Annotated in this window: 17 protein-coding genes and 1 tRNA gene; 11 read left to right on the top strand and 7 right to left on the bottom strand. The window is 64.6% G+C overall.

Annotation, left to right across the window (positions count from 1 at the left end; all coding sequences use genetic code 11):
* Positions 1 to 13: 13 nt before the first annotated feature.
* A complete protein-coding gene (ddaH, locus tag ADL03_RS10600) occupies positions 14 to 898 on the top strand; it encodes a dimethylargininase (protein WP_053733203.1) in 885 nt (294 codons plus the stop codon).
* Between the two features lie 811 nt (positions 899 to 1,709).
* On the opposite strand, the gene ADL03_RS46825 is transcribed toward ddaH, so the two are convergent.
* A complete protein-coding gene (locus ADL03_RS46825) occupies positions 1,710 to 3,995 on the bottom strand; it encodes a hypothetical protein (protein ID WP_157528448.1) in 2,286 nt (761 codons plus the stop codon).
* Between the two features lie 406 nt (positions 3,996 to 4,401).
* On the opposite strand from ADL03_RS46825, the gene ADL03_RS46820 reads away from it, so the two are divergent.
* The 3 genes from ADL03_RS46820 (at position 4,402) to ADL03_RS10590 (ending at position 5,802) form a co-directional block, all read left to right on the top strand.
* Positions 4,402 to 4,542, top strand: coding sequence for a hypothetical protein (locus tag ADL03_RS46820; RefSeq protein WP_157528446.1), 141 nt, complete (start codon positions 4,402 to 4,404; stop codon positions 4,540 to 4,542).
* Positions 4,543 to 5,059: 517 nt separating this feature from the next.
* Positions 5,060 to 5,335, top strand: a complete 276-nt coding sequence (locus ADL03_RS10595) for a hypothetical protein (protein ID WP_053733202.1) — start codon at positions 5,060 to 5,062, stop codon at positions 5,333 to 5,335.
* 83 nt (positions 5,336 to 5,418) lie between these two features.
* Complete coding sequence (locus ADL03_RS10590) at positions 5,419 to 5,802, top strand: hypothetical protein (RefSeq protein ID WP_053733201.1); 384 nt, start codon at positions 5,419 to 5,421, stop codon at positions 5,800 to 5,802.
* Here ADL03_RS10590 and ADL03_RS10585 read toward each other — a convergent pair.
* Entirely contained in the window at positions 5,787 to 6,110 is a 324-nt protein-coding gene (locus tag ADL03_RS10585) for a hypothetical protein (RefSeq protein ID WP_053733200.1), read from the bottom strand. The two genes, ADL03_RS10590 and ADL03_RS10585, sit on opposite strands and share 16 nt — an antisense overlap.
* 657 nt (positions 6,111 to 6,767) lie before the next feature.
* Between ADL03_RS10585 and ADL03_RS45220 the strand changes: the two genes are divergently transcribed.
* A complete protein-coding gene (locus ADL03_RS45220) occupies positions 6,768 to 7,499 on the top strand; it encodes a transglycosylase SLT domain-containing protein (protein WP_231641735.1) in 732 nt (243 codons plus the stop codon).
* A gap of 147 nt (positions 7,500 to 7,646) precedes the next feature.
* Positions 7,647 to 7,799 carry a hypothetical protein gene (locus ADL03_RS46815; protein ID WP_157528444.1) on the top strand — a complete coding sequence of 51 codons (153 nt, stop codon included), beginning with the start codon at positions 7,647 to 7,649 and terminating at the stop codon, positions 7,797 to 7,799.
* 25 nt (positions 7,800 to 7,824) lie between these two features.
* On the opposite strand, the gene ADL03_RS10575 is transcribed toward ADL03_RS46815, so the two are convergent.
* Positions 7,825 to 8,796, bottom strand: a complete 972-nt coding sequence (locus tag ADL03_RS10575; RefSeq protein WP_255353350.1) for a LysR family transcriptional regulator — start codon at positions 8,794 to 8,796, stop codon at positions 7,825 to 7,827.
* A gap of 285 nt (positions 8,797 to 9,081) precedes the next feature.
* Here ADL03_RS10575 and ADL03_RS10570 point away from each other — a divergent pair, with 285 nt between their 5' ends.
* The 4 genes from ADL03_RS10570 to htpX are packed head-to-tail and all read left to right on the top strand — an operon-like array spanning position 9,082 to position 11,366.
* Entirely contained in the window at positions 9,082 to 9,492 is a 411-nt protein-coding gene (locus ADL03_RS10570) for an NADH-quinone oxidoreductase subunit B (protein WP_036015288.1), read from the top strand.
* A complete protein-coding gene (locus tag ADL03_RS10565; RefSeq protein ID WP_053733197.1) occupies positions 9,489 to 10,022 on the top strand; it encodes an NADH-quinone oxidoreductase subunit C in 534 nt (177 codons plus the stop codon). Before ADL03_RS10570 ends, ADL03_RS10565 begins: the two co-directional genes overlap by 4 nt.
* Entirely contained in the window at positions 10,019 to 10,483 is a 465-nt protein-coding gene (locus ADL03_RS10560; protein WP_053733196.1) for a 4Fe-4S binding protein, read from the top strand. Before ADL03_RS10565 ends, ADL03_RS10560 begins: the two co-directional genes overlap by 4 nt.
* Before the next feature lie 19 nt (positions 10,484 to 10,502).
* Positions 10,503 to 11,366: a zinc metalloprotease HtpX gene (gene htpX / locus ADL03_RS10555; protein ID WP_053733195.1), complete on the top strand. Its 864-nt coding sequence runs from the start codon at positions 10,503 to 10,505 to the stop codon at positions 11,364 to 11,366.
* On the opposite strand, the gene rfbA is transcribed toward htpX, so the two are convergent.
* Together rfbA and ADL03_RS10545 are read right to left on the bottom strand one after the other, a co-directional pair.
* Positions 11,363 to 12,235: a glucose-1-phosphate thymidylyltransferase RfbA gene (gene rfbA / locus ADL03_RS10550; RefSeq protein ID WP_053733194.1), complete on the bottom strand. Its 873-nt coding sequence runs from the start codon at positions 12,233 to 12,235 to the stop codon at positions 11,363 to 11,365. The two genes, htpX and rfbA, sit on opposite strands and share 4 nt — an antisense overlap.
* On the bottom strand, positions 12,232 to 12,723 hold the full coding sequence (locus ADL03_RS10545; RefSeq protein ID WP_053733193.1) for a YajQ family cyclic di-GMP-binding protein: 492 nt from the start codon (positions 12,721 to 12,723) through the stop codon (positions 12,232 to 12,234). Before ADL03_RS10545 ends, rfbA begins: the two co-directional genes overlap by 4 nt.
* 120 nt (positions 12,724 to 12,843) lie before the next feature.
* Between ADL03_RS10545 and ADL03_RS10540 the strand changes: the two genes are divergently transcribed.
* Positions 12,844 to 12,924 (top strand) — tRNA-Tyr (locus tag ADL03_RS10540).
* Positions 12,925 to 13,101: 177 nt separating this feature from the next.
* Here ADL03_RS10540 and ADL03_RS10535 read toward each other — a convergent pair.
* Both ADL03_RS10535 and ADL03_RS10530 read right to left on the bottom strand, forming a co-directional pair.
* Positions 13,102 to 13,383: a hypothetical protein gene (locus tag ADL03_RS10535; protein ID WP_157528442.1), complete on the bottom strand. Its 282-nt coding sequence runs from the start codon at positions 13,381 to 13,383 to the stop codon at positions 13,102 to 13,104.
* 137 nt (positions 13,384 to 13,520) lie between these two features.
* The gene (locus ADL03_RS10530) at positions 13,521 to 13,877 is read right to left on the bottom strand and encodes a helix-turn-helix domain-containing protein (RefSeq protein ID WP_053733191.1); all 357 of its coding nucleotides are present in this window, start codon (positions 13,875 to 13,877) and stop codon (positions 13,521 to 13,523) included.
* Position 13,878: the final 1 nt, after the last annotated feature.

Here is a 13,878-nt window from a genome sequence, read left to right as displayed (position 1 = left end):
TACATTTCGATCCATGACGGTATCCATCTCCGGGCCGGGCGAGCCGATCACGCTCGACATCGCCGCACCCTTCGCGCCGACGCGCATGCCGACCACCCGTCGGTACCTGATGTGCCCGCCGACGTACTTCACGGTGGAGTACGCCATCAACCCGTGGATGGATCCCACCCGGCCCACCAGCACCTCGCTGGCCGTGGAGCAGTGGACGGCCCTGAAGGAGACCTACGAGCGCCTGGGCCACCGGGTCGACGTCATCGACCCGATCCCCGGCCTGCCGGACATGGTCTTCTCCGCCAACAGCGGCACCGTCATCGACGGCCGCGTCCTCGGCTCCCGCTTCCGCGCCCCCCAGCGTGCCGCGGAAGCCGACCACTTCCGCCGCTGGTTCCTCGCCTCCGGCTACTCGTCGGTCGTCATGCCCACCGCCGTGAACGAGGCCGAGGGCGACTTCACCTGGACCGGCTCCCTCCTCCTGGCCGGCACCGGCTTCCGCACCGACCCGCACGCCCACTCCGAGGCCCAGGAGGTGCTCGGCGTCCCGGTCGTCTCCCTGCAGCTGGTCGACCCGCGCTTCTACCACCTCGACGTGGCCCTGTTCATGCTCGACGACCAGTCCCCGAACCCACTGGTCGCCTACTACCCGGAAGCCTTCTCGCCGGGCTCGCAGGCCGTTCTCCGCCGCCTCTTCCCCGACGCCGTCATCGCCAACGACGACGACGCCGTCTGCCTGGGCCTTAACGCCGTGTCCGACGGCAAGCACGTCGTGATGCCGGTCGAGGCCACGCACCTCGCCGAGCAGGTGGCGTTGCGGGGATTCGAGCCCGTTCTGGTGGACATCTCGGAACTGCGCAAGTCGGGTGGCGGCCCGAAGTGCTGCACGATGGAGCTGCGCGGCTAGACCTCGCCCACGCAGTGCCGTTCCGCTGTTCCTGCTTGAAGGCCTCATATGCGGCCTGACCTGCTTCGATGCTGCCAACGTCGTCAGGTCACCGTCTGTCGCTGACTGCGGCCTTCTGTGGCTGTCTCTGGAACATGTATGGAACAAGCAGAGCCCCTGGCAAGACCATCGCCGGGGGCTCTGCTGCGAAGTCTACCTGCGAGAACGGCTGCCATTCGCGTACCCTCAGCGGGCCGCCGACACGCTCAGTGCGCTCCGCCGCTGAAGCCAGGTCAGCAGTGCCAGTGCAGCACAGTTTCGAGGTATTTTGACGATTAGATGCAATGTTGAGCTATGTGTACTTCCACGGTGCTCCGGCCTGGAGAAGCTGCCTATTTTCTACTATTCTTCAGGATTGCTGAAACGCCACTGAATTCCGTAGCCAAAGCCGGTCTTGAGATCTTTGAACTCTGGGCGAGCGGGACAGCGGCCGCCCGACCCCGCCAGGGACCGCAAGCCACAAGATCATGTCCCCGCCGGACGGGCAGGCCAGCAGGATGACCGGGAGCCGTCGACAGCTCGCGAACCAGCGGGGACCGGGTTTCGTGTCATCCCGCCGACCTCCACGAGGGCAACCACACGCGTCAAGGGGGCAAACCCAGCCCAGCAGTCCCGTGTGGACGGAAGGTGCCCCTTGACACGCGCGGTTGGGACGAGCCAGGTCGGCGGGATGACACGAAGCCCTCCGAGAGATATGTCACCTTTACCTACATGACCGCGCCTGAAGTTAATGTACGTTGTATCGATCTCGCATATCGCAACCTACTGGGACTCAATGGAGACTGGCGATAAATCGTTTGAATGTTTCCGATCGGTCTTTTACGGAAATCCCACCGCTGGCTTCAATGTAAAACGTCGAGGATCTTGATCCTCTAACTCCAGGGCCGACCTGCCAGGCTGTTAGATCGACTTCGTATCGTGCCTCGATCTGAGCTTCCGCCCACTCGATTAGGTCTGGACCGGACAAGTCCATCATATTCGTCTGCGCCGCTACCAATAGCCAGACGTCGTCGTGTCTGCGAAGAAACCATCGATTGGGAACTAAATCCATATTCCAGAAAGATTCCGCAGACTCACCGACTCGCCGCCAATCTCCGATCAAGCTTTGCCGAAGGTCCCGGACTTGTTCGTTGGCCCACCTTTTGGCGGAGTCCGCGTCATTTTCGGCGTTAAGCCATGCGACGGCAAACCCGAGCACCGCGTTATTGCCGTCCTGGTGAACCACGAAGAGAGGGACATCGTCGTTGTTGCTCCATGTCCTGGTGCGCTTCGGGCCGAATTCTGCATCCAGATACCTTAGTATCGCCCGGCCTCGTGGTGTATAGGCAAACTTGTAGTCAGCGGTCATCAAAGTTGACATTAATGGCCGACTATCTTCGAATTCAAGGATGTCACCCAGCACTAGAGATATGCCTATGCCGACCGCACCACCCTCGGACAATATCTTCATGATTAGCGATGCGCTGCGCTCACTGCGGAGAAGTGCATCTCCGTCATCAACGGCAAGCATGACGGCAGGGGATTCACGAGTCGGACGCTTGTAGGCATTTTCGCCTGCGCGAGAATCCATCACCCCACACAGATTAGAAAGAAGTTTGATTGATTCCTCTATGCCGGCGGCAAATAAGCGACTATTCTCATCTGTGCCGAAGTTTTCTCTCCAACTACCTTTGGCTTCAACATCTGCTACTGCAGGTATGAATAATCCGGTCATTAGCGCTTCTGTTGTAAGCAGTAATAATTGATTCGAACGTCCGGTTCCGGTATCGCCAAAAATAAGTGTTGAATTTATTGTTCCGGTAGAAGGATTGTGTAGGCGGCGACGCTCTATAGTGCCATCGGCGTGCACTCCGGCTACGATAGTTCCTGTTTTAGGATCGTAAGTAGACTTTCCGGGATGGTCGATCGGCGCATTTTCCTTCTCGGCTTCTTCTCTTTGCTGAGTGATGCTAGAGCGAAGGTTGTCGGAGGCAGTAGAATTTTTGCTCTTCGGAAGAGGAACCGCTGGCATCACCAAACCTGGTGGTTTACGCATACTTGGTGCCTGCTCGCCGAAGACCCGTATTGTAACGCCAGTTCGTTCCGCAGCATCTTCAAGCAGTGCCTGTCCCTCTCGTACCATCATTCCACTCGGTCCCGAGTCACTAATGTGGTCAGCCGCGATAGCCTGAAAGGTGGGACGTCGTGGTACTGGTGGTAAGTCGTGTAAAATTAGATGGCTGCGGAACTTATCAGGTACCTTGCCAGAGTAAAATCTTGCCAGACCCCACCATCCACTTAGGTGAACTTGCATCAAACGGAAACCCGTTTCTCTCATTAGCCGCATACTTTTAGTTGGTTCTTCGCGGCGCCACTCAATTAACTTCTCATTGTAGTAGGGAGTGAAATGGGATATAAGGCTGTGTTCAATCAGGTCTACTGACGCTTTACGGATCGCGCCATCGTAGGTCGCGAAGTGCTTGTAATATCCCTCTAGGTCAAACCCAGGCTCAGCGTCACTAATGTGATCATCGGCAACCCAGTGTGAACGCTCTAGAGACAACGGCGCCACAAATATGTCGCAATCGTAATCGGCATGGTGTTCGTATATGCGCTGTAACTTTTCGTGTGCTTTTACGCGGTTCCAGACATTGGTCGAACCGTCTGTTCCGAATGCCTCGCCGATGTAGAGAACCTCTTGAGCCGCAAGTTCTTTATCTGCCCGAGAAAGTAGTGAAGCAAGTGTCCATGCATCGCCATGCATGATCCTTCCATCAATATTGACAGAAAAATAAGCACCATTCTCGTAAGTTTGGAAATCTGTTAGGGATTGGGAGTTTCCGAAATCAAGACCGAGCGTCCGCGTCAATCGGCTGCTGGCGAGATCGGCACTTGTAGTCACATCTACTGTCATTATTTTATTGTCGAGGTTTGCCGAACCTTCAATTATCCTGACGGCTGGTCGTCTAGTAATGATGTACCAATGACTCGTCTTCAAGGCTTCGGCTAGTTCGCTTTGCTCGAAACGACGTTGATAGATGTGAGTGACTTTTAGTCGGTAGTGTAGTGTGCCTGCCACTTCAGTGATTCTAGTGCAGTGTGTAGCGCAGGGTAAGACCAGTCAAAATTCCGCATATTTGCGGAATTTCACTTGTGAGCTTCGCTCATGGAATTCCATAATATGGGTGGTCATGGCGGAGATGTGGCGGAGCCCCAAGAGGCGTCCTTGCCGGGAGGCGTCCTTGCCGGTCAAGTGCAAGGTCACTGTGCTCGGCGACAGGCGGTTAGGACGGGGATGGGCCAGCGGGACAGCGGCTTACTGACTCGTCATCTTCCGGCGGCTGGAGGTTCCGGATACGGGGGTGTACTCGCGCCCACAGCCCGTACTACCCGACGCTCAAGGCGCTCCGCGCACAGCACAAGGCCGCCGCGCGGAACCTCCCGATCGCCTCCTGACCGCTCCGCTTCAGACGCAGCAGCGCATCGTGACACCGGAACTTGGCGTTCCACTTGTGGAACAGACGTGGAACGCCAAGCGCGGGCGGAGCGAACGGCTCGCGTCCACGCTGGTGGAGCGCCTGACCGCCGCATGGATCAAGATCCGCACGATGGAGATCAGGGACTGATCGCACCCTCTTCGCGATTCTCGATCTGCGCTGGCGAAGGCTCAAAAGCCCTCGCCAGCGCAGATCTTTTTTGCTCAGAGCACCCGCTGGCCTTGCCTGTGAGCAGCTGCAACAGGTCGCCGCTGATTTCCCGCCGCTCACCCATCTGCCCGACCGATATCCACGGCAGGCAATCACCAGGGGGCCAATAAATTGGAGATTCTCCACGACCACTCATCGCCCGCCGACGCCATCTCAGCGCCTGTGGACAACCGTTCAAGGCGCCTGAACACCTTTCAAAGCTCCATCGACATCAGCTAAGGCGACCACCCGCCCGTTAACGCCTCTGCTCTCCACCGTGCCCACACGGCCGCTCAACGACCAACGCCCGTACACACACCCTTCGGCTCCATACGCTGGCCATCGCCCGGAGGCACACGCCTAAGAAGAGGAACGGCTCCCTGGCAAGAGGGAGCCGTTCGATCACCTTCGCCGGGATCTCACCGATGCGTCCCCACGAGCGAAGGAGCTTGCGACAGTGACGTTAGCCAGTCGGTCCGCCGCCACGAACCACGCGGACGACGAACGGTCGGTCGTACCGGCCGACCTGCACCCCTGTACCCGCCGCGGCGAAGGGGCCGCCGAGAACCTCTGGTCCACGATCCGACACCACACGTCGAGCTGGTCGCTGTTGTGGCGTCTGCTCACGCTCGCGCTGGGCGTCGCCATGTTGTTGGGCGCGGCCACCGTGCTGATGTGGCTCCTCGGCATGAGGGCCGGTATCGCGGGGTTCGAGGTCGCACCCGCGGGCTGAGTGCGCCGGGCCCTCGCCGTCGAGGGCCCGGTCCCGGAAATAACGCCGGGACACGACCAAGATCATCGCAGTAGCCTCCGGCGGTGCCCACAGTTCTCGTCATCGGCTTCGACCCCCACACCATCCCCGGCTTCGACCCGGACGCCGTCGCCGCGGCCATCGAGCTCGGCAGCAGGCACGCCGCGGAGCTCGGTCTCGCGGAAGAGCTGCTGCTCATCGACTTCGACGGGCTGGGCGGCGCGGCGCAGGCCGAGATCGCCGCGAAGCTCCAGGAACGGTCGTACGACTGCGTGGTGGTCGGGGGCGGCATCAGGAAGCAACCGGAGCTGCTGGAGGTGTTCCAGCAGGTGGTGAACCTCGTCCACTGGTACCAGCCGGAGGCGGCGATCGCGTTCAACAGCGGGCCCAGCGACAGTCCCGACTGGGTGCTGAAGGCGCTGGAGCAGAAACGTCAGAACAACCGGTAAGGCCAGAGCGACAGCGCCACCCACAGCAGCACGAAACCGAACGCGCACACCGCGAGCGTCGTCAGGCGGCCTCGGCGGCGGGAACGGAAGAACTCGACGCCGCCGAAGGCCAGGAACGCCACCGCGCCGGCCGCGAGGACGGCGGTCGGCAGCGGTGCGGTCCGCCACGCCAGCGACCCGAGCAGGCCGACCACGAACACGAAACCGAGCGCGGCCCACGCCAGCAGCACCTCGGCAACGCCCTCGCCGAGCTCCGAGCCCCACCACCTGAGCTCGCGCCAGAAGCGGCGGGGAGTGCGGTCAGCCACGCGACCAGGCGGCGTTGCCACCACGGGCGCGTGGCCTCGGCACGGGCCGCCAGGACCGCCTCGCGCGCCGCGGCACGTCGGGCCGCCCGATCTGTTGGATCGCGCGTCACTCTCTTGTGGTCCCCCATGAGTTTCATGGTGCCGTGAACCGCGGGGCCTGCCCTTCCGTACCCCTCTGCGAGAAGGCGAACGACCCGGTCAAGCGATCAAGTCTCCGCAGGTCAGCACAAAAGAATGGACCGCACCCACGGCACGTCACGATGTCACTCGGTCGCGTGGACATCCCGATAACCCACAACGCGGTCGACCTGACAGACAGCTGCGCCAGTTCGTCAGGAGGCGACGATGAAGCATTCACAGAACCGCTGACTGTCTGTTAGCGACGGATAGTCCATGTCATCAGAAACGTGACGAGAGTCACCCAACGGGCGCTCACGCTTGCCTGTGCTGGTGACGCGAGGTTACGTTCTCGCCCGCCGATAACGGTTTGGTCACCGGCAGGACACAGGAACCGCAGTTCGTGAGTCCCGCGAGTCCGCCCGGAATCCCCCGCCGGGAACGCCGGAGACCAAGCTCCCCGACGCAGGAGGCTCCCCCTTGGCCCGGCACAGCAAGTCCGCCGGCCGAACCGTGTACACGGTCGTGCCCAAAGCAGAAGTGAAGCCTGGCGCCCACCGCGCCGAGGACGACAAGGTTCCGCTCGCTCACCGCGTGAGCGCCATCGTCGTCGCAGCGGGTGTCGCCGCCGGCACCGCCGCCATCGCCAACGCCGCGACCAGTGGTTCCGCCACCGACCTCGCGTCGGGTGCCGCCGAGCTGGGGTCGATCCCGGACACGCAGCCGGCCGTGAAGACCGTGCACGACGTGAACCCCGGTGGTGAGGTCGGCCGCCTCCTGCAGTTCCAGCAGATGTACGCGATGCAGACGTTCGAGCAGGCGAGCAAGATCGCCAAGGACGCGCACGCCCAGCGGCTGGAAGCGGCCCGCGTCGAGGCCGAGCGCCAGATCGAGATGCGCAAGCCGGCCAAGCAGCGCGAGGTCGAGGGCTGGATCAAGGAAGCCATCAAGGTCCTGCAGGCCAACGGCACCAACATCGACAACAGCAGCGTCGACGAGATCTACACGATCATCATCAAGGAGTCGAACGGCAACCCGAACGCCGTCAACAACTGGGACTCCAACGCACTGCGCGGCACGCCGTCCAAGGGCCTCATGCAGTGCATCGACCCGACGTTCCGCGCGTACAAGCTGCCGGGGTACGACAACATCCTGGCGCCGGTCGACAACATCATCGCCGGTGTCCGCTACACCTACGCGCGCTACGGCGGCTTCCACAACCACCCCGGTCTGGTCAACATGAACCTGGGTGGCGGGTACCTGGGGTACTGAGAACGCCGGTGCCGCCGTGTCGGGGTGCGCGGAGTCCATCGACGGACGATGCTGTCAACAAGGTTCACCCACAAGAATGGCGGCCCTAGCGGGCACACGCCCGGTAGTGCTCCCATCGAAGCGATCCCCGAACGCAGGGAGTGGCCGATGAACGAGCAACAGGCACCCGACGCCGAGCTGGCGAAGATCCGCTCGGAGGCGACGAGCTGGCTGGCCAAGATGGCCAAAGCCCAGCACCGTCCGGAGGTCGAACCCCGCAGGCCTGAGCACGAAGCCATGACACCCGCGAAAACGCAGTAGTACGGATCGACAGCGAGCGCCTCGGCTACGGCCGGGGCGCTTCTGCTGTGAAGGCCGCCCACAGCAGGCTCAGGGGGTGGTCGGCCGGGTGCTTCGCCAGCTCGTCCGTTCGGGCGAAAACGCCGACAAGGCGCTCCAGCGTGTCGTCCGCGAGCTGGACGACCCGGAGGCCGTCGCCCTCCCGGAGCTCGTTGTTCGACGCCACCACGCCCAAACCAGACGTCACGATCATGGCCCCCTGGACGAGGTTCGAGCGCAGCAGCGAGATGCCGTACTGGATCTCGTCGATCTCCGCGGCGATGTCGATGCTCTGCCGGTAGTCGGGACCGAACCAGCCGCGCAGGAACTCCGCGATCAACCCCGCCCCCGGCACCACCAGCGGCACCGAGCGCAGCTGCGGCACCCGCACCCGGTCGCCGATGACCGTCTCCGGCAGGTTCGTCAGCAACGCCAGGCCGCCGCGCCGCCACTCGATCACCTCGAACTCCGGCCGCTCCCAGCCCGCGCCCGCCCGCGTCACGACGCTGCCGCACACCACGTCGACCTCGCGCGTCTCCAGCTTCGCCCAGATGTCCTTGGTGCGGATGTGCACGACCTTGAGGTCCACGTCGCGCTCGCGGAACTCGCCGGCGACGTGGTGCCAGGCCTTCGCGAGCGTGTCGAGCATGTATCGGGTGGTGCCGACGGTGACGGTGGTTCCGAGCTTGCGGCGGCACTCGTGAATTCCGTCGAGCCACTCCGCGAGCGTGTCCCGCGCCAATTCGACGAGCGACTCACCGGTGGGCGTGAACAGCACGTCTTTTCCGCGTCCCTGCTTGACCACCAGCGGTTCACCGCACAGTTCCCGGAAGTTCCTGTTCAACGTGTCCAGCTGCTTCTGCACGCTCGACTGCTCACGCCCCAACGCACGCGCCGCCCGCAGGGCCGAACGGGTCTCGTGAACCGTCAACAGCGTCCTGAGCTGGTCCAATGTGGTATCCAGGAGAGCGCCGGGCATGTTCAGCAGACGGTGCAGTGACGTGCTGGTGGGAAGCACCAACTGGGACGAGCCGGACATCGGGACCCTCTCTGGTGATCTACCGATCAGTTGAACTGAACTTGACCGCAGTTCGCAGACAAATTATCTGCAGATTCAGTTGATGAATCTCTGGACACTTATCCAGCGGTGTACAAAACTATCCGCGGCGACCACGCGTGGGAGCCGATTCCGGGGGGAATCATTGGGGGGTGGGGGTCCGCCAGGCGCGAGCCGGCGGGCCCCCAAGTATTACCCTCGCTGGTTGTGACGGCTTCCGCTCGCCTGGAATGGGGCACCACCTACCAGGTCACCGTGCTCGAACTCGGACTCGCCTGCTGCGGGGTCGAGGTGATGGCAGCGCTCGACCGCCTCCCCGACCTCGGCGTCACGCCGGTCGACGGCGCGGGCGAGGCGCACGTCCTCGTCGTCTCCGGCACCGTCACGGACGTCATGTTGCCCGCTGTGCTCCGCAGTTACGAGGCCATGCCGGAACCGAGGTACGTGATCTCCGTGGGCGCGTGCAGCAACACCGGCGGTCCGTACTGGGACTCCTACAGCGTCACCAAGGGCATCGACCAGGCGCTGCCGGTCCACGTCGCCGTTCCCGGCTGCCCGCCGCGGCCGGAAGCGCTGCTCGAAGGCCTCAAGGCGCTGCACCGGCTGGTGAACGCGTGACCACCACCCCGAAGACCGCGTTCGGCCAGACCGTCCACCACGTGGAGCTGGCCGACTGGCTCGCCACCGCCACCGCGCACCACGAACAGGGCTTCGTGATGTTCGACTGGCTCGGCGTCGAGGACGCGGGCCGGCCGGGTGCGGCCGGGCAACGCCACGCGGTGTTCCTGCACGTCATCGACCCGCGCACGCGCGAAGGCGTCATGCTGCGCACCGAGGTCGGCCCGGACGACGCGCTGCCCGGCGTCGCGCACCTGTGGAAGGGCGCCGAGTGGCACGAACGCGAGGCGGCCGAGATGTTCGGCATCGCGCTCACCACGCCCGCGGACCACCTGCTGCTGCCCGACAGCTTCAAGGGCCACCCGCTGCGCAAGGACTTCGTGCTCGCCGCACGCGTCGTGCGCCCGTGGCCGGGCCGTCTGGAGCCGGGTGAGGACAACACCAGCGCGCCGAGCCGCCGCCGCACCGCACCACCCGGAGTGCCGGACCCGTCGTGGGGCCCGCGCCGTGAAGAGGAAGGCACGTCATGACCGGGCCGGAGAACAGCCTTCCGCCGCGCACGAGGGGCGTTATCGCGCTGTTGGAGGCCAACTGCACCGTGTGCATGATCTGCGCGCGTGAGTGCCCCGACTGGTGCATCCACATCACGTCGCACACCGAGGTCGAACAGCAGCCCGGCAGCGCCCGCCCGCGCAGCCGCAACGTGCTCGACCGGTTCGCGATCGACTACGGCCAGTGCCTGTACTGCGGCATCTGCGTCGAGGTCTGCCCGTTCGACGCGCTGCACTGGGCGCCGGAGTTCGGCTATCCGGGCACGGGGTCGGTCGACGGCGACGGTGCCGTCGCGGAGCTCGTCCACGAGCGGGACGTGCTGGCGACGTGGATCGACCAGGTGCCGCCGCCACCCGCGCTCGATCCCGCCGCGGAACCGGCGCCGGAGACGGCCACCGGAACTGGCAGGCGTCCGGGTTCGTTGAGGGGGAGGACGTGAGGAACCCGGAGGCGGAACCGTGCACAAGCACATCAACGGGTTGAAGACCGCCTTGCTGCTCGGCGGGATGAGCGCGCTGATCATCGTGATCAGCAGCCTGTTCGGCCGCACGGCACTGGTCATCGGCCTGCTGCTGGCCTTGGGCGTGAACGCCTACGCGTACTTCAACTCCGACAAGCTCGCGCTGCGGGCGATGCGGGCCAGGCCCGTGTCCCAGGTGGAGCAACCCGTCATGTTCGCGATCGTGCGCGAACTGTCGCAGAAGGCCAGGCAGCCGATGCCGCGGCTGTACCTGAGCCCGACGGTCGCGCCGAACGCGTTCGCGACGGGCCGCAACCCGCGCAACGCTGCCGTGTGCTGCACGACCGGCATCCTGGACCTGCTCGACGAACGCGAGCTGCGCGCGGTGCTGGCCCACGAGCTCGCCCACGTCTACAACCGCGACATCCTGATCAGCTGCGTCGCCGGCGCGCTGGCGGGCGTGATCACGATGCTCGCGAACCTCGCGCTGTTCGCCGGGATCTTCGGCGCCGGTGACGGCGACGACGACGGCCCCGGCCCGCTCGGCCTGCTGCTGATCGCACTGCTCGGCCCGGTCGCCGCGACCGTCGTGCAACTGGCCGTGAGCCGCTCGCGCGAGTTCCAGGCCGACGCCTCCGGTGCCGAGCTCAGTGGCGACCCGCTGTCGCTGGCGAGCGCGCTGCGCAAGATCGAGCTGGGGACGCGGGCGGCGCCGCTCGCACCGGAGCCGGAGGTGGTGTCGCAGAGCCACCTGATGATCGCGAACCCCTTCCGCTCAGGGGAGCAGTACGCGAGGTGGTTCTCGACCCACCCGCCGATCGCCGACCGCGTCCGCAGGCTCGAGGAGATGGCGCGGCGCTAGCGCGAGCTCTGCGCCACCGCCATCAGGTACTCGCCGTAACCGGACTTGCCGAGCTTCTCGCCGAGCGCGTAGCACTCCTGCGCGGAGATGAACCCCATGCGCAGCGCGATCTCCTCGGGACACGCGATGCGCACGCCCGTGCGGCGCTCCAGCACCTGCACGAACTGTCCGGCCTCCAGCATCGAGTCGTGCGTGCCGGTGTCGAGCCACGCGAACCCGCGGCTCAGCTCCACCAGCTGCGCCCGCCCCTCGCGCAGGTAGTGCAGGTTGACGTCGGTGATCTCCAGCTCGCCCCGCGCCGACGGCGTCAGGTTCGCGGCGATGTCCAGCACACCGTTGTCGTAGAAGTAGAGCCCGGTGATCGCCCGGTTCGACCTCGGCTCCTTCGGCTTCTCCTCGATGGAGATCAGCCGCCCGGTCTCGTCGACCTCGCCCACGCCGTACCGCTCCGGGTCCTTCACCTGGTACCCGAACAGCACGCAGCCGTCCAAAGAGGACGCGTGCTGCTGCAGCGTCGTGGAGAACCCCTGGCCGTAGAAGATGTTGTCGCCCAGCACCAGCGCCACGTCGTCGTCCCCGACGAAGCCCGCGCCGATGACGAACGCCTCGGCCAGCCCGTTCGGCGCCGCCTGCTCCGCGTACTCGAAGCGCATGCCCCACTGCGACCCGTCACCCAGCAACCGCCGGAACAGCGGCAGGTCCACCGGGGTGGAGATGATCAGCACCTCCCGGATGCCGGCCAGCATCAGCACCGACAGCGGGTAGTAGATCATCGGCTTGTCGTAGACCGGCAACAGCTGCTTCGAAACCGCCTGCGTGATCGGGTGCAGCCGCGTCCCACTGCCACCGGCGAGGACGATGCCCTTCACCGGTAGTTGGTGAACTGAAGGGCGATACCGAAGTCCGACCCCTTCAGCAGGGCGATGACCTCCTGCAGGTGGTCCTTCTTCTTGCCCGACACCCGCAGCTGGTCACCCTGGATCTGCGCCTGCACGCCCTTCGGCGCCTCGTCGCGGATCTTCTTGGCGATCTCCTTCGCCTTCTCCGAGGTGATGCCCTGCACCAGGTTCCCCGTGACCTTGAACACCTTCCCGGACACCGCCGGCTCACCCACCTCGAACGCCTTCATCGAGATGTTGCGCTTGACCAGCTTCTCCTGGAAGACGTCGATCGCCGCCTTGCAGCGCTCCTCGGTCTCCGAGGTGAAGGTGATCGCCTCCTCCCCGGCCCAGGCCACGGTGGTGTTGGTACCGCGGAAGTCGAAGCGCGTGCTCAGCTCCTTGGCCGCCTGGTTGAGCGCGTTGTCGACCTCCTGCCGGTCCACCTTGCTCACCACGTCGAACGACGGGTCCGCCACAACTTCACTCCTCAACGATCTCGGGGTCTTCGTGCAGCGACGATGCTACTGGGGACCCCCGATTTGAGGCCGCCCGAAGGGGTTATGTATCGTTCTGCCCGCACCGTTACGACGGTGCGGGGCGGGTTGCCCGAGCGGCCAATGGGAGCGGACTGTAAATCCGTCGCGAAAGCTACAGAGGTTCGAATCCTCTACCCGCCACTCGATGCCGGGGCCCCCTGTCTGCGGATAGCGCAGACAGGGGGCCTCTCGGTTTTTTGTGGGGGCCGAGCCCCCACACCCCAGCCGGGCGGCTCCGCCCCCGGACCCCCGGCCGGCTCGCCTTCGGCGTCGCGGCCCAAATCAAGGCCGGCTCGCCTTCGGTGGTGCAGCGGCGCGCTAAGGGGGGCTGGGGTTGAGCTTTCGGGTGATGGCGATGGTGGTGGACACGGCCGCCAGAGTCAGGAGGGTGAAGAAGACCGGGGTCAGGTAGGGCGGGACCAGGTCGTAGGACGGGTTGCAGGGAGAAGAGGGCGGGAACAGCGACTCCCTGTGGGCGGGATCGAATTCCCAGTGCTGGCCGTACCTGCCGCACAGCTCTTCGACGTCGTACACCCCCAACACCATGAAGACGCCCCACGCGTACACGACCGCCGCGCCCAGCAGAGACCAACCGGCCACGCGGCCCGGGTTCGCCACCATCAACCTCCCGCTTCCGTTGTCCACACGAGAATCCACGGAAGTGTGGCCCAACCGGACCGGCATGAGCGGGGTCGGCCCGCGCGGTTGAACGGGCCCGTCCGCGCCGGCCTCGGTTCCTAGATGTACCTGGGAGCCGGGTTCACGCCGCGGCGTCGGGCGATGTCCTGCATGTTGTCCTCGCCCCAGTCGCCCAGCGGCAGCAGCGCGTCGTTCAGCTTCTTGCCCTGCGGGGTCAGCGAGTACTCGACGCGCGGCGGGACCTCGTGGAACACCTCGCGGTGCACGATCCGGTCCGCCTCCAGCTCGCGCAGCACCTGGATCAGCATCTTCTCGCTGATGCCGGACACGGCGCGGCGCAGTTCGCCGGTGCGCATCGGGCCGTGGTGCAGGGCCCACAGGATCAGGGCTTTCCAGCGGCCGCCGATCACGTCGATGGCCGCGTCGAGGCCGCACGAGTACGTTCGTGGCTTCATC

The sequence above is a fragment of the Nocardia sp. NRRL S-836 genome (assembly GCF_001279525.1).
Taxonomy (GTDB): domain Bacteria; phylum Actinomycetota; class Actinomycetes; order Mycobacteriales; family Pseudonocardiaceae; genus Lentzea.
This window is presented reverse-complemented; position numbering and strand designations above follow the sequence as displayed.

Bases quoted from the DNA above. Each gene is read 5' to 3' on its own strand.
- ddaH (WP_053733203.1), top strand. From the start codon at position 14: ATGACGGTATCCATCTCCGGGCCGGGCGAGCCGATCACGCTCGACATC.
- ADL03_RS46815 (WP_157528444.1), top strand. From the start codon at position 7,647: ATGAACGAGCAACAGGCACCCGACGCCGAGCTGGCGAAGATCCGCTCG.
- ADL03_RS10575 (WP_255353350.1), bottom strand. From the start codon at position 8,796: ATGCCCGGCGCTCTCCTGGATACCACATTGGACCAGCTCAGGACGCTG.
- ADL03_RS10560 (WP_053733196.1), top strand. From the start codon at position 10,019: ATGACCGGGCCGGAGAACAGCCTTCCGCCGCGCACGAGGGGCGTTATC.
- ADL03_RS10530 (WP_053733191.1), bottom strand. From the start codon at position 13,877: ATGAAGCCACGAACGTACTCGTGCGGCCTCGACGCGGCCATCGACGTG.